The sequence below is a fragment of the Aeromonas aquatilis genome (genome assembly GCF_054052405.1).
In genome coordinates, this window is sequence record NZ_JBSTYP010000011.1 from 37,843 (window position 1) to 64,049 (window position 26,207).

General features: G+C 59.7%; 22 protein-coding genes and 2 pseudogenes. 12 read left to right on the top strand and 12 right to left on the bottom strand.

The features are described 5' to 3' along the window. Positions 1–12: 12 nt before the first annotated feature. Together ACW5W8_RS05815 and ACW5W8_RS05820 are read left to right on the top strand one after the other, a co-directional pair. Positions 13–572, top strand: a pseudogene (locus ACW5W8_RS05815) (phage portal family protein); the annotation flags it as partial. 22 nt (positions 573–594) lie between these two features. Next, a complete protein-coding gene (locus tag ACW5W8_RS05820; RefSeq protein ID WP_498626883.1) occupies positions 595–858 on the top strand; it encodes an Ogr/Delta-like zinc finger protein in 264 nt (87 codons plus the stop codon). Between the two features lie 96 nt (positions 859–954). Here ACW5W8_RS05820 and ACW5W8_RS05825 read toward each other — a convergent pair whose 3' ends face one another. Further along, positions 955–1,524 carry a GNAT family N-acetyltransferase gene (locus tag ACW5W8_RS05825; RefSeq protein WP_498626884.1) on the bottom strand — a complete coding sequence of 190 codons (570 nt, stop codon included), beginning with the start codon at positions 1,522–1,524 and terminating at the stop codon, positions 955–957. Next, positions 1,487–1,822 (bottom strand): type II toxin-antitoxin system TacA family antitoxin, encoded by a 336-nt coding sequence (locus tag ACW5W8_RS05830; protein ID WP_498626885.1) that lies wholly within the window; start codon positions 1,820–1,822, stop codon positions 1,487–1,489. Before ACW5W8_RS05830 ends, ACW5W8_RS05825 begins: the two co-directional genes overlap by 38 nt. Positions 1,823–2,427: 605 nt before the next feature. Between ACW5W8_RS05830 and ACW5W8_RS05835 the strand changes: the two genes are divergently transcribed. Both ACW5W8_RS05835 and ACW5W8_RS05840 read left to right on the top strand, forming a co-directional pair. After that, positions 2,428–3,513 carry a transposase gene (locus tag ACW5W8_RS05835; protein ID WP_498626887.1) on the top strand — a complete coding sequence of 362 codons (1,086 nt, stop codon included), beginning with the start codon at positions 2,428–2,430 and terminating at the stop codon, positions 3,511–3,513. 53 nt (positions 3,514–3,566) lie between these two features. Next, positions 3,567–4,109, top strand: a pseudogene (locus ACW5W8_RS05840) (enoyl-CoA hydratase-related protein); the annotation flags it as partial. 70 nt (positions 4,110–4,179) lie between these two features. Here ACW5W8_RS05840 and ACW5W8_RS05845 read toward each other — a convergent pair. After that, the gene (locus ACW5W8_RS05845) at positions 4,180–5,679 is read right to left on the bottom strand and encodes an alanine/glycine:cation symporter family protein (protein ID WP_498626889.1); all 1,500 of its coding nucleotides are present in this window, start codon (positions 5,677–5,679) and stop codon (positions 4,180–4,182) included. Positions 5,680–6,027: 348 nt separating this feature from the next. On the opposite strand from ACW5W8_RS05845, the gene ACW5W8_RS05850 reads away from it, so the two are divergent. Both ACW5W8_RS05850 and ACW5W8_RS05855 read left to right on the top strand, forming a co-directional pair. Further along, positions 6,028–6,465: a GNAT family N-acetyltransferase gene (locus ACW5W8_RS05850; RefSeq protein WP_498626890.1), complete on the top strand. Its 438-nt coding sequence runs from the start codon at positions 6,028–6,030 to the stop codon at positions 6,463–6,465. 76 nt (positions 6,466–6,541) lie between these two features. After that, on the top strand, positions 6,542–7,306 hold the full coding sequence (locus tag ACW5W8_RS05855) for a M90 family metallopeptidase (protein ID WP_498626935.1): 765 nt from the start codon (positions 6,542–6,544) through the stop codon (positions 7,304–7,306). A gap of 88 nt (positions 7,307–7,394) precedes the next feature. Here ACW5W8_RS05855 and ACW5W8_RS05860 read toward each other — a convergent pair whose 3' ends face one another. The 9 genes from ACW5W8_RS05860 to ACW5W8_RS05900 form a co-directional block, all read right to left on the bottom strand. Beyond that, entirely contained in the window at positions 7,395–7,991 is a 597-nt protein-coding gene (locus ACW5W8_RS05860) for an acetate uptake transporter (protein WP_005336948.1), read from the bottom strand. A gap of 224 nt (positions 7,992–8,215) precedes the next feature. Then, a complete protein-coding gene (locus ACW5W8_RS05865; protein WP_498626891.1) occupies positions 8,216–11,218 on the bottom strand; it encodes a DUF748 domain-containing protein in 3,003 nt (1,000 codons plus the stop codon). A gap of 52 nt (positions 11,219–11,270) precedes the next feature. Next, the gene (locus ACW5W8_RS05870) at positions 11,271–12,032 is read right to left on the bottom strand and encodes a substrate-binding periplasmic protein (protein ID WP_498626892.1); all 762 of its coding nucleotides are present in this window, start codon (positions 12,030–12,032) and stop codon (positions 11,271–11,273) included. A gap of 36 nt (positions 12,033–12,068) precedes the next feature. Further along, the gene (locus tag ACW5W8_RS05875) at positions 12,069–12,479 is read right to left on the bottom strand and encodes a MerR family transcriptional regulator (protein ID WP_498626893.1); all 411 of its coding nucleotides are present in this window, start codon (positions 12,477–12,479) and stop codon (positions 12,069–12,071) included. A 2-nt stretch (positions 12,480–12,481) separates the two neighbouring features. Continuing rightward, entirely contained in the window at positions 12,482–13,450 is a 969-nt protein-coding gene (locus ACW5W8_RS05880) for a hydroxymethylglutaryl-CoA lyase (protein ID WP_498626894.1), read from the bottom strand. Beyond that, positions 13,447–15,417: an ATP-binding protein gene (locus ACW5W8_RS05885; protein ID WP_498626895.1), complete on the bottom strand. Its 1,971-nt coding sequence runs from the start codon at positions 15,415–15,417 to the stop codon at positions 13,447–13,449. The genes ACW5W8_RS05880 and ACW5W8_RS05885 overlap by 4 nt, the downstream gene beginning before the upstream one ends. Then, a complete protein-coding gene (locus ACW5W8_RS05890; RefSeq protein ID WP_498626896.1) occupies positions 15,414–16,283 on the bottom strand; it encodes an enoyl-CoA hydratase-related protein in 870 nt (289 codons plus the stop codon). Before ACW5W8_RS05890 ends, ACW5W8_RS05885 begins: the two co-directional genes overlap by 4 nt. Before the next feature lie 11 nt (positions 16,284–16,294). Beyond that, complete coding sequence (locus ACW5W8_RS05895) at positions 16,295–17,896, bottom strand: carboxyl transferase domain-containing protein (RefSeq protein ID WP_498626897.1); 1,602 nt, start codon at positions 17,894–17,896, stop codon at positions 16,295–16,297. Beyond that, positions 17,893–19,035 (bottom strand): isovaleryl-CoA dehydrogenase, encoded by a 1,143-nt coding sequence (locus ACW5W8_RS05900; protein WP_100645989.1) that lies wholly within the window; start codon positions 19,033–19,035, stop codon positions 17,893–17,895. Before ACW5W8_RS05900 ends, ACW5W8_RS05895 begins: the two co-directional genes overlap by 4 nt. Before the next feature lie 319 nt (positions 19,036–19,354). Between ACW5W8_RS05900 and ACW5W8_RS05905 the strand changes: the two genes are divergently transcribed. The 6 genes from ACW5W8_RS05905 (at position 19,355) to arcD (ending at position 26,164) form a co-directional block, all read left to right on the top strand. After that, positions 19,355–20,512 carry an acyl-CoA dehydrogenase family protein gene (locus ACW5W8_RS05905; protein ID WP_498626898.1) on the top strand — a complete coding sequence of 386 codons (1,158 nt, stop codon included), beginning with the start codon at positions 19,355–19,357 and terminating at the stop codon, positions 20,510–20,512. Between the two features lie 140 nt (positions 20,513–20,652). Beyond that, positions 20,653–21,435, top strand: a complete 783-nt coding sequence (locus ACW5W8_RS05910) for an enoyl-CoA hydratase (RefSeq protein WP_498626899.1) — start codon at positions 20,653–20,655, stop codon at positions 21,433–21,435. A gap of 18 nt (positions 21,436–21,453) precedes the next feature. Further along, positions 21,454–22,566: an enoyl-CoA hydratase/isomerase family protein gene (locus tag ACW5W8_RS05915; RefSeq protein ID WP_498626900.1), complete on the top strand. Its 1,113-nt coding sequence runs from the start codon at positions 21,454–21,456 to the stop codon at positions 22,564–22,566. Between the two features lie 50 nt (positions 22,567–22,616). Next, positions 22,617–23,537 carry a 3-hydroxyisobutyrate dehydrogenase gene (gene mmsB, locus ACW5W8_RS05920; protein WP_498626901.1) on the top strand — a complete coding sequence of 307 codons (921 nt, stop codon included), beginning with the start codon at positions 22,617–22,619 and terminating at the stop codon, positions 23,535–23,537. A 52-nt stretch (positions 23,538–23,589) separates the two neighbouring features. Further along, a complete protein-coding gene (locus ACW5W8_RS05925) occupies positions 23,590–24,369 on the top strand; it encodes an SDR family NAD(P)-dependent oxidoreductase (protein WP_498626903.1) in 780 nt (259 codons plus the stop codon). 358 nt (positions 24,370–24,727) lie between these two features. Further along, positions 24,728–26,164, top strand: a complete 1,437-nt coding sequence (arcD, locus tag ACW5W8_RS05930) for an arginine-ornithine antiporter (protein ID WP_498626904.1) — start codon at positions 24,728–24,730, stop codon at positions 26,162–26,164. The last annotated feature ends 43 nt before the right edge of the window (positions 26,165–26,207 follow it).

Sequence of the window (26,207 nt, forward strand, 5' to 3'; positions counted from 1 at the left end):
GCTGCACGAGCGATCTACGGCATGCCTGACTACCCGGGTGGCCTGTAGTCTGCCCTGCTCAACCAGGATGCCACCCTGTTTCGGCGCAAATACTTCCTCAACGGCGCCCATATGGGATTCATCTTCTACGCCACCGACCCGAACATGGATGACGACACCGAGGAGGAGATGAAGGAGATGATTGCGAGCAGCAAGGGGGTGGGGAATTTCCGCTCCATGTTCGTGAACATCCCGGACGGCAAGCCCGATGGCATCAAGCTTATTCCGGTGGGGGATATCGCCACCAAGGACGAGTTCGCGGCCATCAAGGGGATCACCGCCCAGGATGTATTGACCAGCCACCGCTTTCCGGCAGCGCTGGCTGGTATCATCCCGACCAATGGCGGGGGAGGGCTTGGAGACCCCGAAAAGTACGATGCCACCTATGCCCGCAACGAGGTGCCGCTGTGTGAGCTTATCCAGGATGCCATCAACAGCGCGGGACTCCCGTCTCCCTGCGGGCCGATTTTCGGGAGAATATTGGTTCAACTGTACAAACAAACAGTATTCGCTATGGCAAGATAGGCGGTTGATTTGGATAGAAAAGGGGGCGTAATGCGGGTTTATTGCAAAGTGTGTGGCCAGCGGGGCCGCATTACCAAGACCAACCGACTGAGTGATGATGTCTCGGATCTCTACTGCCAGTGCACCGATGCAGAGTGTGGCCACAGCTGGGTGGCCACCTTGTCGTTCGCCCACACCCTATGCCCTTCGGCCAAGACCACAAACCAGCTGGTGCTGAGCTTGATGGGCTCGCTGACGCCAGAAGGGCGGCAGTTGGTGTTACAAGGACTGAATGGGCACTTTAGCAACATGTAGATCGATTTGCTAAAAATGAGAAAACCTGCGACTGTTGTTCTAGTCGACAGGCTTTCTTTAATGCTTCAGTTAACTAAAAAAACTGCGGCACTGTTGTTAAGCTGTAGTTTTAGTGAATGCTTCGGCGAGCGTCTGCATCGGCAAGAACATCGGCAGTGTATTTACCGTGCCCTGAGCCTTGAGCTCTCCGATAGAGATAAAACCAAGCTTTTGGTAAAACCCAATCTTGTCTTCAATCGCATCAATGTACACACCAAACGAACCTACAAGCTGAGAGGCGTCGTAAGCATCCTTCAATGCTTTGACAAGTACCTTTTTCCCAATCCCTTTCCCTTGAAGCGACTTGTCGATTGCAAGCATACTCAGTTTGGTTACAGGGATGATCTTGGGGCCTTTGGTTACATTGAGCTCCTCTTTAGCTAAGCTAAAGTTTTGCAGGCTGTAAAAGCCGACCAGCTTATTTTTTTGTGTCACATCAACTAAGATTCGACACGAGCACAATTTGTCTTGAACATGTTTTTTCATCGTTTTTGCGATGAAGTTGTTCAAAAATTCGTCATCGCAGTCAAATTGCTTCACATCTTGAAGGGGTTCTTCAAGTGGAAATGCCATAAACTGAAATGGATGGTTATTTTCGTTTGACCCTTGGTCTTGATTCGTCAACATCACCGAATGTATCCCCTGCTAACAACGTGAGTAATGAAGCAGACGGCGCAGGAGGGTTGTTGATTGAGTCGTTCACTTTGTCAAACATAGAAGAAGATAGGAACAAAACTTGGCTTTCTAGCAAGATTTGTCGTGCCTTCTCTGCTGCTGCTTGAAGAATGAAAGACGTCAGATCGACTCCACAACTGGTCGCTGCATGGCGTAAAACATCTTTAATATCGCTGTTTGTTTTCAGCTCAATTCTACTGTTCCTAGGTAAATCACCTTGATTAACAGAAAGTATTGATAAATTAGTCATAGTAACCTCTGATTAAATAGTCTGTTGTTAACCTCCCGGAGCTAGACGTATCTGCATCTTCGCTCTCCACTTGAGTCCTTTTCTTGTAAAGACATTATGTTGATTGTTCTTTCCATATTGATTGGCTTAGAGACTATCTAAGCACTCCTCTCTTTTTGGGATTGTGTGGTGCTTTACGTGGTGTAGGTAAACATACTCTATGTAAATACGGTTATTAGCCGTACATCAACTATATCCCCGGCTATTCATCCTGTCAAGCGGTACGGCTAATAGCCGTACGAGTTGGTAAGGTGTTGGCTTCTCTTGATTACAGCCTTGTACGATAGAAAGTATTAATTCGAAATTTTAACGGTGACTAGCAACTAGCTGGTGCAGGGTTGCTGGTATGTTTGGTTAAGCTGTTTGGGGGCGCCGGGTTCGCGCGATACGTGAGGTGAATGTGGGCGTCGGTGACAGCACATCTACTGAGCACTTTGGTATGGTTGGTTTGTTCACTCTGGCCTGATCAGGGTTCGACTCCTCAGTTGCTACTTATTAGGACACCCATCTTTTTGACAGTGGGATATCGCTGTTCTTGACTGAGAGGAGTGCCACAGGAGATTGCCATGACTATCGCCCGTTCCCGCCAAATCAGCCTGCAAGATACCCCTTACTACCATGTCGTCAGCCGTTGCGTGCGGCGGGCCTTTCTATGTGGGGAAGATGTCCACTCAGGCCAGAGTTACCAGCATCGGCGCCAATGGGTTGTCGACAAGCTGGGTCAGCTGTCTCGGCTGTTTGCCATCGGCGTATGCGCGTATGCGGTGATGAGTAATCACTATCATCTGGTGTTGAAAGTGGAGGCTGACAAAGCCGCAGCCTGGGATGAACGGGAAGTGGCAGAACGCTGGGCGGCCTTGTTCCAATGGCCCCTACTGGTGCGGCGCTGGTATCAAGGGGCTCCACTGATTGAGCCTGAGCTGGCGGTTGTGCAGCAACTGATTGCAACATGGCGTGAGCGACTGCACTCCATCAGTTGGTTTGTGCGATTGCTCAACGAAAATCTGGCGCGCCAGGCCAATTTGGAAGATGGCTGCAAGGGCCACTTCTGGGAAGGGCGCTTCAAAAGTCAGGCGCTGCTCACCGAAGCGGCCCTGCTGGCCTGCATGGCATATGTGGATCTCAACCCTATTCGAGCCAAGCTGGCAGAGGCGCCTGAGGAGAGCGACTACACCAGCATCAAGCAACGGCTCGATGGCGAACCGTCTGTGCTATCACTGCCGCCCTTGTTATTGCCATTTTCCGATAAGAGCCATCCTGATGATTTACCTTATGTTTTCACCGATTATCTGATGCTGGTGGACTGGACTGGACTGGACTGGACTGGACTGGTCGAGCCATCAGAACCGACAAGCGAGGCCACATTCCAGCTCATCTCGCGCCTATCCTGCAACGGCTTGGCCTGGAGGGCGCGCAATGGCTGCGACAAGTGGCACTGTTCCGGCGTCAGGGGATCAGAGCCGTGGGTGACAGGGTGCATTGCCAGCAGTTCGCTCTGCATTGCGGTCAGCAGCGATGTCACCAACCTGCTTTGTGACCGGATAACGCCATTTCATCATCAAGCCACATCGCTACTCAGTTGGTGGGTTGCCCCTTTTCTGAGCGACGAGTTTTCACGTCAGCGCGCGTTTTTTTCTTGGATGTTGCATTGATATCAGGTCGACCTGTGGATGCTGGGGCAAGCCCCCATGGTCTGACAATCCCTGCTACGTCTTTGTCAAAAAGGTGGGTGTCCCAGGTCATCTGGCCGGTGCCGGTGATTGCGGTGACCCAGGGAGTCTGTTTCGGCGGTGGTCTGCAGATTGCCCTTGGCGCCGATTTTCGCTTCAGTACCCCCGATTGCCGCTTTTCGGTGATGGAGATCAAGTGGGGCATCATCCCCGACATGAGTGGCAGCGTCACCATGCGTAACCTGATGGGACTGGATACCGCCATGGAGCTGGCCATGAGCGGGCGTGAGCTCGATGCCGTCGAGGCGAAATCCCTCGGGATGGTGAGCCGGGTCTGCGCCGATCCGCTGGTGGAGGCGCGGGAGTTTGCCCGCACCCTCATCACCAAGTCGCCCGATGCCCTGGCGGGGATCAAGCAGCTCTACAGTCAGGCCTGGGCCCGCAGCGATGAGGCGATGCTCAAAGAAGAGACCCGCCTGCAAAAGCAGATCCTGGGGCGCCCCAATCAGTGGCGAGCCACCTTTAACAGCCTGTTTCGCTGGCGTCTGCCGTTCGGGCCACGCCGGAATCCGCTTTGAGATGAGGTGACAGGAAAAAGAAATGGCAGCCGAGGCTGCCATTTTTATTGATGTCTTATGTCGTTCTGGTTCAGGAGATCTTGCGATCCTGATCCGGCTCGAACGGATGGCCCGATTTCTCCAGCTCCAAATTGTCTTCGGAGCGGTGGCCCATCCAGTAATCGGCGTTCTTGATGCCGAGCTTCTCCGGGTGGAACACGGGGTCAATGCCTTGTGCCTGTTGCGCTTCATAATCCTTCAGACAGGTGAAGGCGGTCTTTTGCAGCAGCAGGATGGCGACGATGTTGAGCCAGGCCATCAGACCGACCCCGATATCACCCATGCCCCACGCCAGATCGGCTGTCTTGACGGTGCCATAGACAGTGGAGGCCATCAGGGTCAGCTTGAGCACGAAGGTCAACCAGGGACGGTTTACCTTGCGGTTGATGTAGGCGATGTTGGTTTCGGCGATGTAGTAGTAGGCAACGATGGTGGTGAACGCGAAGAAGAACAGCGCGATGGCCACGAAAATGCTGCCAAAGCCCGGCATCATGCTCTCCATAGCGGTCTGCACATAGCCCGGGCCTGCTGCGATACCGGCAATACCTGTGTAGATAGCAGCACCGTCCGGCCCTTGTACGTTATAGAGGCCGGTGATCAGCAGCATAAAGCCGGTAGCGGAGCAGACGAACAGGGTGTCGATATAGACGGAGAACGCCTGCACCAGACCCTGCTTGGCCGGGTGACTCACTGCCGCAGCAGAGGAGGCGTGCGGCCCGGTACCCTGACCCGCTTCGTTGGAGTAGACCCCGCGCTTGACACCCCACATGATGGCCAGACCCAAAATGGCACCGAAACCGGCATCCATACCGAAGGCGCTCTTCCAAATCAGCAGGATCACGCCCGGCAGGGCGGAGATGTTGAGGGCGATGATGACGCAAGCCACGATGATGTAGCCCAGCGCCATAAAGGGCACCACGGTACTGGCGAAGCTGGCGATACGCTTGACGCCACCGAAGATGATAAAGCCGAGCAGCAGCGCCAGACCGGCGGCAGTGACGTTCGGATCGATATCAAAGGCGGTCTGCAGGCTGGAACCGATGGAGTTGGCCTGCACGCCCGGCAGCAGTACGCCGCAGGCGAAGATGGTGGCGATGGCGAAGGTCCAGGCATACCACTTCATGCCAAGCCCTTTCTCGATGTAGAAAGCCGGGCCGCCGCGGTACTCACCGTTGATCTTCTCTTTGTAAACCTGACCCAGGGTGGACTCCACGAAGGCGGAGCTGGCGCCGAGGAAGGCGACCATCCACATCCAGAACAGGGCTCCCGGGCCACCGAAGGTGATGGCGGTCGCCACACCCGCGATGTTACCGGTACCCACGCGACCGGCCAGGGTCATGGCCAGCGCCTGGAAGGAGGAGACACCGGCGTCGGTGCTCTTGCCATCAAACATCAGCCGTACCATTTCGGCCATGTGACGCAACTGCAAGAAACGGGAGCGCAGGGAGAAGTAGAGACCGACCCCCAGACACAGGTAGATGAGCGCAGGGCTCCAGATTACACCATTGATGGCATTGACGATTTCATTCATGTACAACAACTCCTTTGTTGTGTTTGTGGCGCTGTCTTGGCGAGATCTTGGCCTCGCTATCTGTCACTGTTTTTAGCCCTGCCTGTTAACAATCCAGTTAACAAATGAGCTCAAGGTTGAGGGGTTAAGCAGAGCGCAAACACGCGCCATGCATGGCTTGTAACATATCGAGTTGTACCGGTGCTTCCCAGCGAAAAATGTTGCCTTGTTGCAAATTTGTGAATTGACAAGGGTGGGGGGATAATGGCAGGCAGCGTTTTCTATGAGTAAAGATGAGATCCTCCTTGTTGATCTGCGCCAGACAATGTGACGGGCGTAACACAATGGAAAGCAAACATGAGGCCAACAATGAAAAATGACCCTGACACCTTGACGATCCGTCCCCCTGAGGCCGACGACGGGAGCGCCATCGCCCACCTGTTCACCCAATTGGGGTATCCTGCCGAAGGTGCTGACGTGACGGCGCGCCTGTTGGCGCCGGATCACGCGAGCTCGGTGCTGCTCGCCTCCCAGGCTGACAAGGTGGTCGGCGTGCTGGTGTGGCACAAGCTGGCACCGCTGCATGTTGCACCAGCTTGGGGCCTGATCTCGGCGCTGGTTGTCGATGAAGGGGCAAGAGGGGCGGGAGTGGGCGGAGCCTTGCTCAAAGGAGCAGAAGCGATGGCGCGGGCCGCAGGTTGCGCCCAGCTGGAGCTATCCAGCAGCCTCAAGCGCGAGGCGGCTCACCGTTTCTATCTGGCGCAGGATTATCAGGAGCGGCCGAAGCGGTTCGTCAAACTGTTATGACCTGTTTTTTGCATCAAAAGAAGGAGTAGGCGTGCTGGGATGGTTCAAATGGCTGGGTGGTCGCCCGCAAACGTCCATGAGTGAGGATGAGTTGGCGCTGTGGCGTCAGGCGCTGGCGGCTGTGCCCATCTTGCAAGGGCTCAGTGACACCGAGCAGACGACGCTTATCGGGTTGGGGCAACAGCTACTCAAGCGCAAGACCCTGACCCTGATCGGGGTCGAGCTCAGCCCACGCCAACAGGCGGTGCTGGCGCTGCAGGCTGCGTTGCCCATCTTGCACCTCGGCCTTGACTGGTATCGCGGCTTTCACGAAGTCATCATCATTCCCGAACCCGTCACCCGGCGTCAGGAGGTGCAGGATGAGTTCGGGCTGGTGAGCGAGTTTGAAGAGGAGAACGCCGGTGAATCCTGGCCGCAAGGGCCGCTGGTGCTGGCCTGGAGCGAACTGCAGCAGGATGGTGACTGGGACGGCTTTAATCTGGTGATCCACGAGCTGGCCCACAAGCTCGATATGCTGGGCGGTGAGGCGGACGGTACGCCGCCGTTGCCGGGGCAGATGAGCAGCCAGCAGTGGCAACAGGCCTTTCAGACCACCTTCGATGCGCTCTGCCAGCAGCTTGATCGGGACGAGGTAACCGCTATCGATCCCTATGCTGCGGAACATCCCGCCGAATTTTTTGCCGTCAGCTGCGAATGTTTCTTTACCGATCCGCTGCGGCTGCAGCAGGTCTATCCCGCGGTATACCGGCAACTGAGCCAGTTCTTTAGCCAGGATCCCGCCCTGCGTTTCCCCGCGACCCGTTTGCTGGCGGGGGAGGTGGACGCCGGGTCACTTGGCTGATAACCGAGCTGTTAAACGGTTATTCAAGATAGTAAAAAGGCACCCGAGGGTGCCTTTTTCACAATCCACAATCTGAGTGGCTTGCCTATCAGGCAGCGGCTTTCAGCTGTACGGCGGCGGCTTTCTTGTGATCGCCGATCGGCATTACGGTGCGGCCGAACTGCTCGTTGATCACGGTGGCCATGGCCAGGTAGATGGCGCTGGCGCCACAGATGATGCCTTCGAAACCGGCGATGGTGCCGATCAGGGTGCTGCCGGTGAAGTCACGGGCGGCCAGCAGGAAGAACAGCACGGTCAGGGAGGCGAACACGAACTGCTTGGCACGCGGGTAGTTGATGGTGCCAACCAGCATGAACAGGGTGAACATGCCCCACATCAGCAGATACCAACCCATGTAAGCGTGCGGAGTGGCTTCAGCCAGACCCATGGTCGGCATGATCAGCAGGAACACCAGGCTCAGCCAGAACAGGCCGTAGGAGGTGAATGCGGTCACACCGAAGGTGTTGCCACGCTTGTACTCCATGATGCCCGCGATGATCTGGGCGATGCCGCCGTAGCACAGGCCCATGGCCAGGATCATGGCGCTGATGGGGAAGAAACCTGCGTTATGGATGTTCAGCAGGATGGTGGTCATACCGAAACCCATCAGACCCAGAGGGGCAGGGTTGGCCAATTTTTCGCTCACGTGGCGTTCTCCAAAAATAGAGGTGGGGTTAACAAAAGACGCGCGATTTTAGGCAGGCTGCGGCGCGCCCGCAAGGGGGCAAGGGGGATAAATCGTAAAAAAACTACGTAATTATTTGCATTAGCGGCCAAATGCTCACCAATACAGGCTGTTTGGTGAGCAAAAGGTGTCAAAATAGTTGAGGGGTTGTATTTTTATTACGCTTTTTACGAAGTGCGGCGGCGTCACTGATCCAGTGTCAGGATCACTTTGGCTTCCTTGTCCTCGTCCTTGACCTGGCTGTCGAGCACGAACAGCCGCTCCGGGGCGATCCCCTGGCTGTCGACCAGAAACTCCTTGGTATTTTGCGCCCGGCGCATGGCGAGATTGCGCAGGGATTTGGCGGTGATGAGCTGCTGATCCCGCAGCAGGATCACCGCCTGGGCCCGCAGTGCTGCGCTATCTTCATCCAGATGGAGCCGATCGGCCAGATCATCCAGATCTTCGCCAAAGCGCTCTTCATAGGCCTGGGCCAGCGCCTCTTGCAGGACAGGGTCCTGTTCCAGCAGGTCGAGATCCGCCTGATTGCCGGTGAGCTTGGCCAGTACCCGCTCCAGCTTTTGCCGTTGCAGGATGGGGCGCTCTTCGTTGAAGTTGACCTTGCCGCGGATGTTCATGCTGAGCTTGGGTCTATCCTTGAGGGCCTGCGCCAGCTTGACCAGTTTTTCCTGCTGGGTGGGGGTGAGATCGGGCTCCCCCGGCAGGAAGGGGAGTTCGTCGAGATCTTCGGTGCCATCGGCCAGCGAGGCGAGCAGGGAAAAGGGGGAGGTGATCGCCTTGCTCAGGGTGTTGCCCAGCACATCCCAGAAGATATTGCCGATGCTGAAGTCCGGTTGATCGAGATCGCCCTTCACCTTGAGGTTCATCTGTATCACCCCGTTGGCATCGCTCAGCAGGGCGATGGCCAGCCCCAGCGGCAGATCCTTGGCCTGATCGCTCTTGATCTTCTCGCCCAGTTGCAGCTTCTTGATGGTGATGTCGTTATCCCCCTCCAGCCGGTTGCCCTCCAGCTTGTAGTGCAGCTTCATGGAGAGCTGCCCCTTGTCGATGGCATAACCGGCATAGGTGCCCGAGTAGGGGGTAAAGGTAGTGAGCTCCAGATTGTTGAAGGCCACTGCGATGTCGAGGATCGGGTTGGCCACCAGCAGGTTGGTGCCGCCGCGAATGGTCACCGGCGCATAGCGATCCACCTTGCCGTTGTAGGAGAGTTCGGAGCGTTGCCCCGGAATATTGCTGATATGACGGCTCTGGCCGCCCAGCGAGGCGATATCGGCCACAAAATCCTGACTCAGACTGCGGTCGGCAAAGCGCAGGTTGCCCTGCTCGGTACGCAGCTGGTCGATGGTGAAACGAAAGTCGGGAGCCTTGCTGCCTGCCGCTGCTTGAGTACTTTTAGCTGCCGCCGGTTGCGGTAACAGCAGCTGTTGCAGGTTGGTGGTGCCATCCTCGTTGATCTCGATGCGGGCGAAGGGTTTGTTCAGGGCAATCTCCTTGATCCGCATCTGCTGGCTGATGCCGTCGTACGTCAGACCGGTGAGTGCCAGGGTGTTGAACTCCAGCAGCCGTTGGTTATCTGCCCGATCGACCACTTTGAGCCCGTTGACATCGAGCCCCCCTTGCAGGGTCAGCTTGTTTAGATCCCCCTGGGGTGTGGTGGCAAGATCGAGTCGGGTCTTGCTGCTCAGCAGCCCGTTTTGCACCTTGATGCGCACCAGATCAGCCAGATAGGGCTGTGCCAGCGTCAGGGGCAGTCCCTGCTGGTTGATGTCGCCGCTTAAGGTGAAAGGAGTCAGGGTCAGTTGGCCATCAAAGGCGAGGGGGCTGCTCTGGTTGAACTGGGTGGCCAGAGTCAGTTTGCTCGGTTGCTCCCCCTTGCTGCCCAGTGGCCCCAGCGCCAGCTTGAGGCCGGAGAGCTGGCGTTCCTGCGGTTTGCCGCTGCTCGATTCGGTGAGGGTAAGATCGCCCTTGTCGATAACGATCTGCTTGATCTGCCACTGCCAGGGGGTGTCTGCCGTGTTTTTCTTGCCGTTACCCGCTGTCTTTGCTTGTTGTGTCGACTTGGGAGCCGCATTTTTTGTCACCTCGTTTGCAGATCTGGCTCTTTTGACGGGTTTGGCGGGGGCCGGTGCAATGAGCAAATCCGCCAGATCCAGCTCTTGCTGTGCGTTGAGGGTGGCTTTGAGCAAGGGCTGCTGCAGGGTCACCTTGCCGATCTGCAGCGACTGTTTCTGGCCATCGACCGCCAATTCGCTGAGGGCCAGCTGGCTGAAGCGGGCAAACTCGTCGCCCTTGTGTTTTTTAAGCTGCCAGTTGTCCAGCGTCAGCTTGCCTTTTGACAATTGCCACTGCACTTCTTGCTTGCCCTCTTTGAGCTGGTATTCCACCTCTGCATTGGCGTGGCCCTTGGCCAGATCCAGCTTGAGGTAGGGGGCCCAGAGCGGAGCGAAGGGTTTAAGCTCGACTTGCTTGAGGTTCACCTTGCCCTGACCCATACCACTCATCACATCGAGTTTGCCTTGGGCGGCGAGGCTGCTGTTGCCGTTGATGGCGACGCTCAGCTGATAGGCGGTCGGGTGGTTTGCCTCTGTGCGCAGGTTATCGAGCTTGAGGGTCACTTTTTCCAGATTGAGGGTCGGCAGCCAGCCGGGTTCGCTCTCCTTGCGTTGATCCTGATAGCGCACATGGCCGTCAGTGACTGCGAGGCTGGCAATGTCGACCAGCAGCGGGGCGCTCGTTGTCTCGGGCTCGGGGGAGGGCGCAGGGGTGAGCACGGTGGCCAGCGCATCGGTCAGATTGAGTCGAACGTCCCCTGTTTTGTCGGCCAGCCGTTGCAGCAGCACCACGGGTTTGGTCAGGGTGACTGCGGAAAGCACGACCCCTTTCTGCTGCCAACTGGCTTGCAGGTCGGGGCTGATAAAGAGCTGCTCAAAACGGATGATGGGCTGTTGTTTGGCATCGTGCAGAGTAGTCGCGCCAAGGGTGAGAGATGGGGTGCGCACTCCTACGTCAATCTCCCCCAGCGTCAGTTGCAGGCCATAGTGCTCGGCCAGCCAGCCGGGCAGATAGCGCTGGACCAGACGGGGGGTCTGCCACAGCAGCAGGGTGATCAGGATAAGAAGCAGCAGGAAAGCGTAGGCAAGGTAGCGCAGCAAGCGGGGCTTGGGGGACGTGGGTTCGGTGGTGTTCATTTGGTGCACTCCCATTGGGTTCCCGCCATGGTACAGAAACGCTGGATAGTCATCATGGGGTTGCGTGCTGTTGTACGCCGTACTTTGTCCAAAGGCGATCCAGTTCACCCTTTTGTTGCAGCGCTGCCAGCCACTGTTCCAGCTGGGCAGGGGTAATGGGGGCCGCGGGGTGGAGGATGGCGCGGTGCTGGTAATGCTGATCCCATTTTTGCGAGATCAGCAGCTGTTCAGCGGTGCCGGGATGGGCCAACAGATACTGGTTAAGGTATGAGACGTTGAGAATGGCTACCTCACCGCGCCCTTTGAGCAGGGCTTGCAGGGCACTGATGTTGTCCTTGACCAGGGTGATATTGAGCTTGCGCTGCAGGTAGACGGGATCGGCATTGAACTGGCCAATGCCGTAGTGGTAGCCGGTCACCCCGATGAGATGATGGCTGGCCGGATCGTCAAAAAAGCGCTGATCCCGGCCTGCTTTGCGCAGTGCCACATAGACTTCGCCACCGCCGAGAAAGGGGGTTGTCATCTTCAACTTGTCGGTTTGCCAGCCCCATTTGCTGTCTTCAAACAGCATCAGCGAGAAGCGGCCCAGATCGAGTGCCTTGTAGCGATTGGCGGCCGAGGTGGGCACAAAGATAAATGTCACCTCTTGCTGGATCTCGTTGAGCTTGGCGATGAGGTCCAGCGTCAGACCTTCATAGTGGTCATCCGACACTTTGACTACGAACGGGGCATAGGGATAACCGCCGACCTTGATGAGGGGGTAGCTCCAACCGGACAGACTGAACAGAAGTAAAAACCAGCACCAATATCTCATGGTCGTCCCAAGGCAATTGCATAACCCCAGATTCGGTTAATCTGCGCCGCTTTTCAAGTTGTTAAGGGAATTAACGCAGCGCTGCTCGGCAGCCTCCAGCTCGGCCATCACCATCTGGATATCTTCCAGTTGCTGGCGCAGGGCGCAGCGCTTTTCCTCGATGAGCTGGATCATGGAGTGGAGCTGGGTTTTGCTCGAGCGGTCGGTGTCATACATCTCGAACAGCTCACGGATCTCGGCCAGGCTGAACCCCAGCCGTTTGCCGCGCAGGGTCAACTTGAGCCGGATCTTGTCCCGATGGCTGTAGATGCGGGTCTGCCCCTCCCGCTGCGGGGTGAGCAGCCCCTCGTCCTCGTAGTAGCGGATAGTGCGCGGTGTGACATCGAACTCGTGGGCCAATTCCGAGATACTGTAGGTGACCTCCTTGCCGGGCAGGGAACGGGACATGGTCATGATTCCTGTTGCTGGGCGTGTGGCTGGCAGAGGCGGGCACGCAGTCGCTCGGCATTGGCGTGCAGGGCCTGACCGACCCGTGAGCCGTTGGGGCGAGCGAGCAGCTCGCTCACCCACTGGCCGGTGGCCGCCAGTTTGTCGAGATCCACCCCCGTCGTCATGCCTAGGCCGTGCAGCAGGTAGACCACCTCCTCTGACGCCACATTGCCGGAGGCGCCTGGGGCATAGGGGCAGCCGCCAAGCCCCGCCACCGAGCAGTCGATGGTGCGAATGCCGCGTTCCAGCGCGGGTAGCAGGTTGGCCAACCCCTGGCCGTAGGTGTCGTGAAAATGGACCGCGAGTCGCCCTGCCGGGATCTCGTGCAGCACAGCATCCAGCATGGGCGCCACCGTGCCCGGAGTGCCGACGCCAATGGTGTCCCCCAGCGAAATTTCGTGGCAACCGAGATCCAGCAACTGTTCGGCCATGGCGGCGACCCGTTTCGGGCGGGTCGGGCCGTCGAACGGGCAGGCGATGACGGTGGAGAGGTAGCCGCGCACCTTGATGCCGAGGCGGCGAGCTTCCTGCACCAGCGGGGCGAAGCGCACCAGCGACTCCTCCACGCTGATGCCGATATTGGCGCGGGTAAAACCGTCGGAGCAGGCGGTGAAGAGGCCAATCTCATCGGCGCGGGCGGCAATGGCAGCCTGCAAGCCTTGCAAATTGGGCACCAGGGCACCGTAACGGGTTGAGCCCTTGCGCGGCAGTGCCTGAAAAAGTGCTGCGGAGTCCGCCATCTGCGGCACCTTTTTCGCAGAGACAAAGGCACCCACCTCGATGCGCTGCAGACCGCTGTCGGTAAGGCGCTGGATCAGCTCCAGCCGCTGTACCAGGGAGAGGGGCGCAGCTTCATTTTGCAGGCCATCTCGCGGTCCCATCTCCACCAGACTGACCCTGTCGTCACGGACGTCCTGTGATCGGTTCATGGGTGATCCTCCTGTGAAGTTGTCTCTTCGGCAAAGCGTACCAGCACGGCCCCCTGGCTTACCTGCTCGCCCTGTTTGCACTGCAGGGCTTGAATTACCCCGTCCCGCTCTGCACGCAACTGGTGTTCCATCTTCATCGCCTCCAGCACCAGCAGGGGTTGCCCCTTGCTGACCGTTTGTCCCTGCTCGATCAGCACGGCTACTACGATGCCGTGCATGGGAGCGATGGCACCCTGCGCCTTCTCGTTTGCCTGATCTTGGTGCTGACTGTGCAGCTGATTATCGGCTGCGAAACGGATGCGCTGGCCCGCCAGGGTCATGATGAAGGTTGCCTCCGAGCCTGCGACCGTCTGTATGGGGATTTGTTGCCAGCAGCCACCCTGTTGCAGGCGGATATGCTCGTCACCTCTCTGGTAGCAACGGGTCTCCCCTTGCCACTCAAACTGGCCGCCATGATCGTTAAGGGTCAATACCCGGTGCTCATCACCGATGCGCACCGCCGCTGTCCAGCAGCGATCCGGCCCCAGCCGAAATCCGCAGGCTTGCTGCCAGGGGGAGGTGCCCGCAGGGCGGCTCGCCAGCCAGAGGGCGGCCAGCGGCCAGGCGAGCTCAGGAATGGGTTGCGCTGTGGTAGGGATGGGCCACTGGGTATGGTGGCCCATGGCCAGGACGTCAGGCTCTTCACACAGGCGCAGCAGCAGCGGGCCGTTGTGCACCAGCGGGCCGAGATCCAGCGCCGCCAGCGCATCGGCCAGTTTGGCGAACGCCTCGGCGCGGCTTTGGCCGTGGGCGATCAGCTTGGCGATCATGGGATCGTAATAGGGGCTCACCTCATCGCCAGCGGTAACGCCGGTGTCGATGCGCACGCCAACGGGCCAGTGGAGCCAGTGGATAGGCCCGCTGGCAGGCAGAAAACCGGCCGCCACATCTTCGGCGTAGAGGCGCGCCTCCACCGCGTGGCCGCGCAGCACTACTTCCTCCTGGGTGAGTGGCAGCGGCTTGCCTTCGGCCACCGCCAGCTGCCAAGCCACCAGATCCTGCCCGGTCACTGCTTCGGTGACCGGATGCTCTACCTGCAGCCGGGTGTTCATCTCCATAAAGAAGAACTCATCCTTGCAGAGCAGGAACTCGATGGTGCCCGCCCCCTGATAGTGGATGGCTTTGGCTGCGGCCACGGCCGCATCCCCCATTGCGCGGCGCAGAGCCGGAGGGATGTCGGGGGCGGGCGCCTCTTCGATCACCTTCTGATGGCGTCGCTGCAAGGAGCAGTCCCTGTCCCCAAGATAGATGGCGTTGCCGAGGCTATCGGCAAAGACCTGTACTTCCACATGGCGAGCTTGGGGCAGATAACGCTCCAGCAGCACCAGATCGTCACCAAAGGCAGCCTTGGCTTCCCGTTTGACTGCCGCCAGCGACTCGTCAAAGTCGGCCAGCTGATCGACCCGGCGCATCCCCTTGCCACCGCCGCCACTGGCGGCCTTGATAAGTAGCGGGAAGCCAATCTGGCTCGCCTGATCGCGCAAGACGTTCTGCCGCTGATCCGTGCCGTGATAGCCGGGCAGTACAGGTACACCGGCCGCCTGCATCAGCGCCTTGGCGCCCGATTTGTCGCCCATGGCGAGAATGGCGGCGCCGCTTGGGCCGACAAAACGTAGGCCACGCTGCTCGCAGGCGGTGGCAAAATCGCTGTTTTCCGACAGAAAGCCGTAACCGGGATGGATGGCATCGGCGCGCGCCCCTTTGGCAATCTTCAGCACCTTGCCGGTGTCCAGATAGCTCTCTCTGGCCGGTGCGGGCCCCAGATGCCAGGCCTCATCGGCCAGACGGGTGTGCATGGCGTGGGCGTCGGCGTCGGAGTAGAGGGCGATGGTGTGAATGCCGAGGCGTTTCGCCGTTTTGATGATGCGCACAGCAATCTCGCCGCGATTGGCGATTAGCAGGCGCTTAATCTGAGTGTGATGGGTCATGTCTCATCCTTGAAACGGGGGCGCCAGGCGGGAGGGCGTTTGTCGAAGAAGGCTTGCATCCCCTCCTGGGCTTCGAGCCCCACCCGAACCCGGGCGATGGTCTCGACGGTTTTCTCTTCGTGCAGGCGGGAAGGATGGGCCTCTATCACCGCCAGCAGCCGTTTGGTCTCTTTCATTGCCTCCGGCCCGTTGCGGCACAGACGAAGGGCCTGCGCCCGCCCCTCCGCCAGCAGTTGATCCGGTTTGCAGAGTTGGTGTGCCACATTGAGCCGACAGGCGGTGATGGCATCAAACGGCTCGGCACTGAGCATGTAGCGGCGCGCCTGACGCATTCCCATTGCACGTACCACGTAGGGGCTGATCACCGCAGGCACTAGCCCGAGGCTTACCTCGGAGAGGCAAAAGCGCGCATCATCGCTGGCCAGCACCAGATCGCAGGCACAGATCAGCCCCAGCGCCCCGCCGTAGGCGGCGCCCTGTACCAGTGCCACCGTGGGGAAGGGGAGCTCGTCGAGGGTCTGCATCAGCCGGGCCAGTACCCGGGCGTCTTCGCGATTCTTGTCAAACGAGGAGGGATCGAAATCGGCGTGGGCCAGATTGCGCATCCAGTTGAGGTCGGCGCCCGCGCAAAAGTGTTTGCCCTCGGCACGTAGCAGCAGGGCGTGGGGACGCTCGGCGAGATCATGACCATGGAGATGGGCCAGATCATCGAGGCAGTCGAGCAGCCCCAGCATCAGCTCGGCATCAAAGGCGTTGTGGCGGGCCGGGCGCGACAGCACCAGCTCGGCCAGCGGGCCGTGCCGTTCCAGCCGAAACGGGCCCTGTGTTGAAGAGCCAAGTGCTGAGGAAGTAAGTGGATCTGACATAGGTTTGCTCCTTACATCCGGAAGATGCCGTACTGCTCGGGTTCTGCGCGGGCCCCCTGACAGGCGGCGAGCGCCAGCGCCAGCACGATGCGGCTCTGGGCCGGGTCGATGACGCCGTCATCCCACAGGTGAGCGCTGGCGTAGTAGGGGTGACCCTGGCGCTCATACTGCTCGATCACCGGGGCACGGATGGCGGCCGCCTCCTGCTCGCTCAAATCTTTGCCCTCGGCAGTCAGCTTGTCTCGACGCACCTGCACCAGCACTCCGGCAGCTTGTTCGCCACCCATGACAGAGATGCGGCTGTTGGGCCAGCTAAAGAGAAAATCGGGTTCATAGGCGCGGCCACACATGCCGTAGTTGCCGGCACCAAAGCTGCCGCCGACGATGATCGTTACCTTGGGAACCCGGCTGCAGGCCACTGCGGTGACCAGCTTGGCGCCGTGCTTGGCGATCCCCTCTTTTTCTGCGCTACTCCCCACCATAAAGCCGGTGATGTTCTGCAAAAAGAGCAGCGGAATGGCTCGGCGGTTACAGAGCTGGATAAAGTGGGCCCCCTTCTGGGCGCTGTCGCTGTGCAGCACGCCGTTGTTGGCGAGGATCCCCACTTCCATGCCGCAAATACGGGCAAAGCCGGTTACCAGAGTGGTGCCGAACAGCGCCTTGAATTCGTCAAAGTCAGAGCCATCCACCAGTCGGGCGATCAGCTCCCGCGCATCGTAAGGGCGTTTGAGGCTGGAGCCCACCAGACCGTAGAGCTCCTCTATGGGGTAGCAGGGAGGCTCGTAGCCGGGGCTGCTCTCTAACGGCTCGTTACCCAGATGAGTAACCAGCGTGCGGGCGATGGCCAGCGCATGGGCATCGTCATGTGCCATGTGATCTGCAACGCCGGAGTGGGCGCAGTGCACCTCGGCGCCGCCTAGGGCCTCGGCGCTGATCTCCTCACCGGTGGCGGCCTTGACCAGCGGTGGGCCCGCCAGAAAGATGGTGGCTTGGCTCTTGACCATGATCGACTCGTCCGCCATGGCGGGCACATAGGCGCCGCCTGCGGTACAGAGCCCCATTACGACCGCCAGCTGGGGAATGTTCTGGGCCGACATGCGGGCCTGGTTGTAGAAGATGCGGCCAAAGTGGTCCCGGTCGGGGAATACCTCATCCTGCATCGGCAGAAAGGCGCCGCCGGAATCCACCAGATAGAGGCAGGGGAGGCGCAGCCGCTCGGCGATGGCCTGGGCGCGCAGATGTTTTTTCACCGTGAGCGGGTAGTAGGTGCCGCCCTTCACGGTGGCGTCGTTCACCACCAGCATGCACTGGCGCCCTGACACCCGGCCGATGCCGGTGATGATGCCGGCGGCGGGCACCGGTTCGTCATAGACCTGCCAGCCGGCTAGCGCCGAGAGCTCGAGAAACGGGGAACCTGCGTCGAGTAGCTGATTGATGCGCTCGCGGGGTAGCAGCTTGCCACGGGCCTGATGGCGGGCGTTGTTGGCCGCGCCGCCCCCTTGCGCGATCTCGGCAATGCGGGCATTAAGGTCGTCCACCAGCCCCTGCATGGCGGCCCGATTGGCCGCATATTCCGGGCTCGCTGTGTCAAGGTGGGAGTGGATACGACTCATGCGTTCTCCCCCATCAGTTCGCGACCGATCAGCCAGCGGCGGATCTCCGAAGTGCCGGCGCCGATCTCGTAGAGCTTGGCGTCCCGCAGCAGGCGACCGGTGGGGTATTCGTTGATGTAGCCGTTGCCGCCGAGCAGTTGAATGGCATCGAGCGCCATCTGGGTGGCATTTTCGGCGGCAAACAGGATGGCTGCGGCGCAATCTTTGCGGCTGGTGCGGCCCTGATCGCAGGCACTTGCCACCGAATAGACTAGTGCCCGGCTGCTGGCGAGGCGGGTATACATGTCGGCCAGCTTGCCCTGCACCAGCTGGAACTCGCCGATGGCCTGGCCGAACTGCTTGCGCTCGCGCACATAGGGGAGCACCACGTCCATGCAGGCCTGCATGATGCCAAGGGGGCCGGCCGCCAGTACCACCCGCTCGTAGTCGAGCCCGCTCATCAGTACCTTGACTCCGCCATGCAAGGTGCCCAGCAGGTTCTCCTGCGGCACCCGGCAGTTGTCGAACACCAGCTCGCAGGTGCTGGAGCCGCGCATCCCCAGCTTGTCGAGCTTCTGGGCGGTAGAAAAACCGGGAGTGCCGGCTTCAACGATAAAGGCAGAAATTCCTTTGGGGCCTGCACTGGTATCTGTCTTGGCATAGATGACGAAGGTGTCGGCATCGGGCCCGTTGGTGATCCACATCTTGTTGCCGTTCAGCACGAAGTGATCGCCCTCGCGCTCCGCTGTGAGGCGCATGCTCACCACATCGGACCCGGCGCCCGGCTCGCTCATGGCCAGCGCCCCCACATGCTCGCCGCTCACCAGCGGGGGGAGGTAGCGCGCTTTTTGCTCCGCCGTGCCGTGGCGGTGGATCTGATTGATGCAGAGATTGGAGTGGGCGCCGTAGGAGAGGCCGACCGAGGCGCTGGCGCGGCTTACCTGTTCCATCACCAGCACGTGGGCCAGATAGCCTAGGTTCACCCCATCATACTCCTCCGCCACCGTGATGCCGTGCAGCCCCAGCTCACCCATCCGGGGCCAGAGATCACGTGGAAAGGCGTTGCTCTGATCGATCTCGCTGGCGCGCGGGGCGATCACTTTCTGGCAGAAGGCCGCAACCTGTTCGGTCAGGGCATTCAGGGTCTCATCCATCTGCATCCATGCTCTCCTTGCGGATATGACAATCGGGTAGGAAGGTGGGTTCGACCGGCTGACTCGGCGTTACGGCTGGCAGTGGTCGGTCCATTTTTGTACTTCACTTCTGTCACAAGTTTACGTTAGCGTAAACGTAAATCAATTGTTAATCTGTTGTGTGTCGATTGATGGGTGGTAGTGAGAGCGTCAGCAGCTACCACGACAACAGCGCCATAGTGGCAGATCCGAATGACCAGTGTGTGGGCGCCGCGTCATAAAGCACTAACTCAGGAAAAGAAGCGCAGGGCAACAAGCGCGGGGCAACAAGGGAGCGAACGACAAGATGGATTTTACCCTGACCGATGATCAACAGGCGTATGTGGAGGCGGCCGCCGCCTTTGCCGATGAGGCGCTCAAACCCCATGCCGCGCGCTGGGACAAGGAGCATGAGTTTCCGATCCCGACTATCAAGCAGGCGGCCGGGCTAGGTTTTTGCGGTCTCTATACCCCGGAGCAGTTTGGCGGATTGGGGCTGCCTCGCCTCGATGCGAGCCTCATCTTTGAACGCCTCGCCATGGGGTGTACCTCGACCACGGCGTATCTGACCATCCACAACATGGTGAGCTGGATGCTGGGTAGTTGGTTGCCCACCGAGGTTGCCAAAGAGTGGGTGCCCAAACTGGCCAGCGGCGAAATACTGGGCTCCTATTGCCTCACCGAGCCGGGGGCGGGTTCCGATGCGGCGGCCCTCAAGACCCGAGCGGTGCGCGAGGGTGACAGCTACCTCATCGAGGGAACCAAGGTCTTTATCTCGGGGGCGGGCAGCACCGACGTGCTGGTGGTGATGACGCGCACCGGTGGGGAGGGGGCGAGTGGGATCTCCGCCTTTATGGTGCCGGCCGACAGCGCGGGCATCGTCTATGGCAAGCCCGAAGAGAAGCTGGGCTGGAACAGTCAGCCGACCCGGGAAGTGGCGTTCAACGGGGTGCGCATTCCCGCCCGCTACCGGCTGGGTGCAGAGGGGGAAGGGTTTAAATTCGCCATGCAGGCCCTCGATGGAGGGCGCATCAATATCGCCACCTGTTCGGTGGGCACCGCCCAGCAGGCGCTGGACGATGCGCTGGCCTATGTGCAGCAGCGCCAGCAATTTGGTCGCCCGATCAGCGAATTCCAGAGCGTGCAGTTTCGCCTGGCAGATATGGCGACCGAGCTGGCTGCCGCCCGCCTGCTGGTGCGTCAGGCCGCCGACAAGCTGGATCGCGGGGCACCCGACAAGAGTGCCTGGTGCGCCATGGCCAAACGTTATGCTACCGATGTGGGTTATCGAGTCTGTGATGAGGCTCTGCAACTCTTTGGCGGCTATGGTTATATCCGCGAGTATCCGCTCGAGCGCTATCTGCGCGATACCCGGGTACACCGCATTCTGGAGGGCACCAACGAGGTGATGCGACTCATCATCGCGCGCCGCCTGCTGGCCGATCCCGGTTTGTCGCTGGGCTAACCGGTGGTCGCATCAAGGGTGTGTTGCCTGCCACCCGATTTGCACCATGCCATGCCGGTTTCGGCTTTGTGAGCCAGCCACAGGTTGGTGTCATTCAAGCCTGTCATCATGGCGGCAGCTTCATCGACAAGGACAATGTTATGACAAGGATCAGACTTGAATATCATGGCCACGTGGCTTATATCACCCTCGACCATCCCCCTGCCAACACCTGGACCCTCGCCAGCCTGCAGGCCTTTTTGCAGATGATAGTGGAGCTCGATAGCCGTCCCGATGTGGTGGCGCTGGTGATCCGCGGCGCGGGCGACAAATTTTTCTGCGCCGGTGCCGACCTCAATATGTTTGTCGAGGGGGATGTCGAGCGGGCTCGTCAGGTGGTCGATGTCTTTGGCAAGGCCTTCGAGGCGCTGACCCGTTTTCACGGGGTCAGCATCGCCGCCATCAATGGCTATGCCATGGGGGGCGGGCTGGAAGTAGCGCTGGCCTGTGATATCCGCATCGCCGAGCAGCAGGCGCTGCTGGGACTGCCGGAGGCATCGGTCGGTTTGCTTCCCTGTGCGGGAGGCACCCAGCGCCTGACCGAGCTGGTGGGGCCGGGCTGGGCCAAGCGGATGATCCTCTGCGGTGAGAAGGTGAGTGCCTCGGTGGCCTACGAAATGGGGCTGGTGGAGGAGGTGGTGAAAACCGGTCAGGCGTGGGAGGCGGCGCACCAGATGGCCCATCTGGTGGAGCGCCAGAGCCCGAGCGCCCTGCGCGCCTGCAAAACCCTGATCAATCAGGGCCGCAGTGGCCCGCGCGATGCGGCCCTGCCCCTTGAGCAGGCGCTGTTTCTCGATCTCTTTACCGATGCCAACCAGCGTGAAGGGGTGGCTGCCTTTCTGGAGAAACGCTCACCACGCTGGCAATATGGCCCAACAAAATAAATCCATACGGAGCCGTTTATGAGTGAGCCGGTCAAGATTAGCTGCCATCCCACCGAAGATGGCCATCAGATCGGGGTGTTGACCCTCGACAGCCCTGCGTCTCTCAACGCATTGAGCCTGCCGATGATCCAGATCCTGCAACAGACGCTGACCCGTTGGGAGCAGGATCCCGCCATCGTCTGTGTGCTGCTGCAGGGGGCGGGTGAGAAGGCATTTTGTGCCGGCGGCGATATCCGCTCCTTCTATTACCGCAAGCAGGAGGCGAGCGGATCGGAACTGTTCGAATATGCCCGCGACTTTTTCGAGCAGGAGTACCGGCTCGACCACCATATCCACGGTTACAGCAAGCCCCTGATCTGCGTGGCGGACGGTATCTGCATGGGGGGCGGCATTGGCCTGTTTGCCGGAGCCGATTTTCGGGTTGTCACCGAAAGAAGCCTGTTCGCCATGCCGGAGGTGACCATCGGCCTCTACCCCGACGTGGGGGCAAGCTGGTTTTTAAGCCGGATGCCGGGGCGACTCGGGCTCTGGCTTGGTTTGACTGGCGCCCGCTTCAACGGGAGTGATGCCATCGGTCTTGGGCTGGCGGATCACGCCATCGCCAGTGGCGAGCGCAGTGCGCTGCTGTCACACCTCGCCGTACTCGACTGGACTGGCAGTAGTGATCCCCGTGAGCAGATCGATCTGCTGTTCAGAGGGTTACATGTTGAGGTAGTGGCTCGGTTGCCTGCGCCAGTGCTGTTGCCCCATCAACGGAGGGTCGATGCTCTGCTGGCTGGACGCACGCTGCAAGGGGTATTGGCGCGGTTGTTCGAAGCTCAGTTCGATGAACAGGAGACGGTACTCCGGCAGGCGCAACAGATCTGTCGCCCCGGCAGTCCCATCAGCCGTGCCATCCTCTGGCGCCAATATTGGCAGGCTCGCCGCCAATCCCTGGCCGAGGTATTTGCCGAGGAGCTGACCCTCTCGGTCAACTGCGTGCTGAAGGGGGATTTTGTGGAAGGGGTGCGAGCATTGCTGATCGACAAGGATAAAGATCCCCGCTGGCAGCCAGTGCCTTTGGAAGGGGAGTGGCTGGATGAGTTCTATCGCTGGCCGCAGGGGCGCAATCCATTGGCCTGCAAGGAATAGCAGGTTGGCAACCTGCGCACGCGCCATCAGTAACGCAAGGAGCAAGCGGGATGACAAGGATAGGATTTATCGGGCTCGGCAACATGGGGGGACCCATGGCAGCCAATCTGGCCAAGGCCGGGCATACAGTGCGGGTGTTTGATCTGGTTGCGCAAAACGTTGAGCGAGCCATTGCTGCTGGCTGCATCGTCGCGGGGGATGCCCGCGAAGCGGTGACCGGCTGCGAGGTTGTGATCAGCATGCTGCCTGCCGGTGAGCATGTGCGCAGCCTCTGGTTGGGCGAGAGTGATGGTGAGCGGGGCGGGCAGGATCTGCTGGCGGCATTGCCTGCCGGTGTGCTGGTGATCGACTGCTCCACCATAGATGTCGACTCTGCCCGTCAGGTTGGGGAGGCGGCCCGCACACGCGGCTTGCGCTTTATCGACGCCCCCGTCTCGGGCGGTGTCGCCGGTGCGGCAGCCGGGACGCTCACCTTTATCGTCGGCGGTGAGCCAGCCGATTTTGATGCGGCCAAGCCCGTACTGGCCTGCATGGGGCAGAATCTGTTTCACGCCGGGGCGCTGGGGGCGGGGCAGATCGCCAAGATGTGCAATAACATGCTGCTCGCGATCCATATGGCGGGCACGGCCGAGGCGTTGGCCCTCGGGGTCAAGGAGGGGCTGGATCCCGCCGTGCTCTCCACCATCATGGGCAAGAGCTCCGGCAACAACTGGAGTCTTGAGCGCTACAACCCCTGGCCCGGGGTGATGGAGAATGTCCCTGCCGCCCGCAACTATCAGGGGGGCTTTATGACCCGGCTGATGGTGAAAGATTTGGGGCTCGCCATGGCGCTGGCCGAGCATGGCCACAGCGCTGTGCCCATGGGGGCGCTGGCCCGCAACCTGTTCAACCTGCATGCCGCTCAGGGGCAGGGGAGTCGCGATTTCTCCAGCATCGTCGAACTCTATCTGGATAAACAGGGTCCCGTCTGACGGGCCACCTCTCTTCAAGGCATCTCCCTTCGACCAGCTACAAGGAGCATTGATGGATATCAAAGATAAGGTCATCGTTATTACCGGCGCTGGACGTGGCTTGGGACGGGCCATTGCGCTGGCTCTGGGCGCACAGGGGGCGGCGCTGGCGCTGCTCGACATCAATCGCGCCGATCTGGAGGCGACCGCAATCATGGTTTGCAGCCAGAATGGTCAGTGCGATCAAGATAGCCAGTGCGAGCTGTTTGTCTGCAATGTGGCGAGCGAAGCCGAGGTCGAGGCCGTGTTTGCTGCCATCAAGGGGCGTTTTGGCGTGCTGCACGGTCTTATCAACTGCGCCGGCATTTTGCGCGATGGCATGCTGATCAAGGTGAAAGAGGGTGAGCTGGTGGAGAAGATGACGCTGGCCCAGTGGCAGAGCGTCATCGATGTGAACCTCACTGGTACCTTCCTCTGCGGTCGTGAAGGGGCGGCGCTGATGGCGCAAGGGGGGCAGGGGGGCGTCATCATCAACATCTCCTCCATCGCCCGCGCCGGCAATATTGGCCAGAGCAACTATGCCGCCAGCAAGGCGGGGGTCGCCTCGCTGGTGGTGACCTGGGCGCGGGAGTTGGCGCGCCATGGCATTCGGGTGATGGGGATTGCCCCCGGGGTGTTTGCCACCGACATGACGGCGGCGATGAAGCCGGAGGCGATGGCGCGGATGCAGCAGGCCATTCCGGTCGGCACCCTTGGCGAGGCGCAACAGCTGGCCGAGACGGTGAGCTTTATTTTTGCCAACGATTATCTGTCGGGGCGGATGATTGAACTGGATGGCGGTTTGCGTTTATAGGGATTTACATAATGGGCCCCGGTGTTTCCACCAGGGCTTTTTTATGCAGATTATTTATACAGAGAGCGCCTGAATGGCGATGCATAGGAACCATGCGAGTCAGGTTGTGTTGGCAGAAAAATGAGAAATATCAATGGGTCTTGGTTAATTTGAGCCAGCTCACAGGCCATATGGGTCAGTGCTGTAAAATTGCGCGCGGTCAAGGCGGTGCATGATTGACGGGACGAGGGATTGCGGTCGGAATAGTCATGCAATATAGTTGCCGCCTTTTTCACGGGGTCAGGATTCCCAGCCCCTCCCATATTGCGCGCAGTATGAATACGGACGCTCTGCCGCCGCCTAAATAAACAGGATTGAAATGGACAAGAAACTAGGGCTGGGCGCCCTCATTTCGCTGGTGATCGGCTCTATGGTCGGCGCCGGGGTCTTCAGTCTGCCACAAAACATTGCTGCGCATGCCAGTGCCGGGGCGGTCGCCCTGGGTTGGGCCATCACCGGTCTTGGCATGATCTGTCTCGCGCTGGTCTATCAGAACCTCTCCATGCGCCGCCCCGATCTCGATGGCGGTATCTTCAGCTATGCCAAGGCCGGTTTCGGCGATTTCATCGGTTTCAACGCCGCCTGGGGTTACTGGCTCTGCCAACTGCTGGCCAACGTCTCTTACGCCATCGTAGTGTTCAGCGCCCTGAGCTACTTCTTCGATACGCCGGACAACGTCATCTTCGGTGACGGCAATACGCCGGTCGCCATCACGCTGGCCTCCATCCTGATCTGGTCGGTGCATGCGCTGGTGCTGCGCGGGGTGCAGGTCGCTGCGCTGGTGAATATCGTCACCACCATCGCCAAGATGGTGCCGCTCATCGTCTTCTGTGTCGCGATCCTGCTGGCCTTCAACATGGATACCTTCACTCTGGATATCTGGGGCCAGAACAACATGGAGCTGGGCTCCGTGATGGATCAGGTCAAGTCCACCATGAAGGTGACTCTCTGGGTCTTTATCGGTATTGAAGGGGCCGTGGTGGTCTCTGCCCGTGCCCGTCATCGCAAGGATGTCGGCCGTGCCACCGTGCTGGCGCTGCTCGGCGCCCTGACGCTCTACGTGATGGTGACCTTGTTCTCGCTGGGTGTCATGAGCCAGCCGCAACTGGCGGCGCTCAAGAACCCTTCGACCGCCATGATCCTCGAGGCCGTGGTCGGCCCCTGGGGCGCCTGGCTTATCAACATCGGTCTGGTGGTGTCTGTGATGGGGGCTCTGCTCAGCTGGACAGTGCTGGCCGCGGAAGTGCCCTACATCGCAGGCAAGACCGGCGTCTTCCCGGGTTGGTTTGCCAAGGAGAACAAGAATGGCTCGCCGCAAGTGTCGCTCTGGTGCTCCACCTGTCTGGTGCAGATCTTCCTGATCATCATCTACTTCCAGAGCAGCACCTATCTGGCGCTGGTCAACATCGCCACCTCGGCGGCGCTGGTGCCCTACGTTTTCTCCGGTGCCTATGGCCTGAAGCTGGCATTGAAAGGGGAGACCTATCAGGGTCAACCTCATCAGCGCAAGCGTGACCTACTGTTGGCTCTGGTGGCGACCGTTTACGGTTGCTGGCTGGTCTACGCTGCAGGGGTCGAGTATCTGCTGCTGGTGGCGCTACTCTACAGCCCGGGCATTTTCATCTACTGGAAGGCGCGTCAGCATCACGGTCTGCGCGGCCTTAACCGGCTGGAGCAGGGGATGACGGCGGCTCTGCTCGGCTGCGCCGTGCTGGCCTTCTACAAGGTGATGGACGGTACCATTCCCTTAAGCTAACCGGCACAATAAAGAGATGGCCCTCGGGCCATCTCTTTTTTTT

Excerpts from the sequence above, each read along its gene's own strand:
- ACW5W8_RS05845 (WP_498626889.1), bottom strand. The coding sequence starts at position 5,679 with ATGAATGAAATCGTCAATGCCATCAATGGTGTAATCTGGAGCCCTGCG.
- ACW5W8_RS05915 (WP_498626900.1), top strand. The coding sequence starts at position 21,454 with ATGAGTGAGCCGGTCAAGATTAGCTGCCATCCCACCGAAGATGGCCAT.
- ACW5W8_RS05825 (WP_498626884.1), bottom strand. The coding sequence starts at position 1,524 with ATGTTGACGAATCAAGACCAAGGGTCAAACGAAAATAACCATCCATTT.
- ACW5W8_RS05905 (WP_498626898.1), top strand. The coding sequence starts at position 19,355 with ATGGATTTTACCCTGACCGATGATCAACAGGCGTATGTGGAGGCGGCC.
- ACW5W8_RS05830 (WP_498626885.1), bottom strand. The coding sequence starts at position 1,822 with ATGACTAATTTATCAATACTTTCTGTTAATCAAGGTGATTTACCTAGG.
- ACW5W8_RS05875 (WP_498626893.1), bottom strand. The coding sequence starts at position 12,479 with ATGTCCCGTTCCCTGCCCGGCAAGGAGGTCACCTACAGTATCTCGGAA.
- ACW5W8_RS05900 (WP_100645989.1), bottom strand. The coding sequence starts at position 19,035 with ATGCAGATGGATGAGACCCTGAATGCCCTGACCGAACAGGTTGCGGCC.
- ACW5W8_RS05865 (WP_498626891.1), bottom strand. The coding sequence starts at position 11,218 with ATGAACACCACCGAACCCACGTCCCCCAAGCCCCGCTTGCTGCGCTAC.
- ACW5W8_RS05835 (WP_498626887.1), top strand. The coding sequence starts at position 2,428 with ATGACTATCGCCCGTTCCCGCCAAATCAGCCTGCAAGATACCCCTTAC.
- arcD (WP_498626904.1), top strand. The coding sequence starts at position 24,728 with ATGGACAAGAAACTAGGGCTGGGCGCCCTCATTTCGCTGGTGATCGGC.
- ACW5W8_RS05885 (WP_498626895.1), bottom strand. The coding sequence starts at position 15,417 with ATGACCCATCACACTCAGATTAAGCGCCTGCTAATCGCCAATCGCGGC.
- ACW5W8_RS05880 (WP_498626894.1), bottom strand. The coding sequence starts at position 13,450 with ATGAACCGATCACAGGACGTCCGTGACGACAGGGTCAGTCTGGTGGAG.
- ACW5W8_RS05910 (WP_498626899.1), top strand. The coding sequence starts at position 20,653 with ATGACAAGGATCAGACTTGAATATCATGGCCACGTGGCTTATATCACC.
- ACW5W8_RS05855 (WP_498626935.1), top strand. The coding sequence starts at position 6,542 with ATGAGTGAGGATGAGTTGGCGCTGTGGCGTCAGGCGCTGGCGGCTGTG.
- ACW5W8_RS05820 (WP_498626883.1), top strand. The coding sequence starts at position 595 with ATGCGGGTTTATTGCAAAGTGTGTGGCCAGCGGGGCCGCATTACCAAG.
- mmsB (WP_498626901.1), top strand. The coding sequence starts at position 22,617 with ATGACAAGGATAGGATTTATCGGGCTCGGCAACATGGGGGGACCCATG.
- ACW5W8_RS05870 (WP_498626892.1), bottom strand. The coding sequence starts at position 12,032 with ATGAGATATTGGTGCTGGTTTTTACTTCTGTTCAGTCTGTCCGGTTGG.
- ACW5W8_RS05890 (WP_498626896.1), bottom strand. The coding sequence starts at position 16,283 with ATGTCAGATCCACTTACTTCCTCAGCACTTGGCTCTTCAACACAGGGC.
- ACW5W8_RS05850 (WP_498626890.1), top strand. The coding sequence starts at position 6,028 with ATGAAAAATGACCCTGACACCTTGACGATCCGTCCCCCTGAGGCCGAC.
- ACW5W8_RS05895 (WP_498626897.1), bottom strand. The coding sequence starts at position 17,896 with ATGAGTCGTATCCACTCCCACCTTGACACAGCGAGCCCGGAATATGCG.
- ACW5W8_RS05925 (WP_498626903.1), top strand. The coding sequence starts at position 23,590 with ATGGATATCAAAGATAAGGTCATCGTTATTACCGGCGCTGGACGTGGC.